Below are 822 nucleotides of genomic sequence, written 5' to 3'. Positions count from 1 at the left end.
GCCAGTCGAAAGACTCGGTCTGCAGGGCAAGAAGGTCAGGAACTTCGAGAGGCTCCTGGATGCGCGCGAAAGAGACGCGACGGGGACCAGCGGGTACGGCGGAGGCGTTGCGCGAGGCTGCCAACAGCTGTCCTTCCGGAGAGCACGGATGGAATCGAACTGCGCGCACGCCGAACGCCCCGGAATAGTCCAGGGCGACATGAGGCAGCGCGAGGGAGCAGCATAACCCAAATGAGAAACGAGTGTCTACCCGTAATAGAAGCGTCAACCTCGGTGCCGCCTTCAGAATGCCACAGCGGGGTGGACGCGTCAACTTTCTCGGTCACCGTACGCAGTCGGGTCCGCCGGGAGGGGCACGTGCCAGCGCAGCCGTGCGCCGCCCGGCACGGCACCGTCGCCGGAGACGGTGAGCGTCAGCTGGATCACCACGTCGTGCAGGTCCTTGGCGATGCGGTCCCGGTCCTCCAGCAGGCCCAGCCGCTCGGCGGCGCGGCGCGTCTCCGCGAGCTCCAGCGCGATGGCCGCCTGACCGGCGAACGCGTGCAACATCTGCCGGTCCGCGGCGCTGAACGGCAGCCGTCCGCTCCGCTTGGCCAGGGCCAGCACCCCGTGCACCGCCGGTACGGCGCCCAGCGGAACCATCAGTCCCGGCCCGTAGCCGAGCCGCCGCAGCGGCGAGTCCGGGTAGGGCGCGCTCTGCATGTCCGGGTCGGACATCGGCTCCCCATGGGTGAACACCGCACCGGCGAGCGAGTCCTGAACCGGGACGGCGGTCCCCAGCAGGGCGGGGGCGCCGTCGCCGTCGGCGATCTCCGGGGGGGG

1 protein-coding gene is annotated in these 822 nt (G+C 70.3%); it reads right to left on the bottom strand.

Features of this window, described 5'->3' with window-relative positions; genetic code table 11:
• Positions 1–309: 309 nt before the first annotated feature.
• Positions 310–822, bottom strand: a 513-nt coding sequence (locus C1J01_RS48395) for a GAF domain-containing protein (RefSeq protein ID WP_146616060.1), incomplete at its 5' end; no start/stop codon positions are given.

The sequence above is a fragment of the Nonomuraea aridisoli genome (assembly GCF_003236395.1).
GTDB classification, from domain to species: Bacteria; Actinomycetota; Actinomycetes; order Streptosporangiales; family Streptosporangiaceae; genus Nonomuraea; species Nonomuraea aridisoli.
Note: the sequence above shows the minus strand (reverse complement) of the source record. Positions and strands in the feature narration are given on the sequence as shown.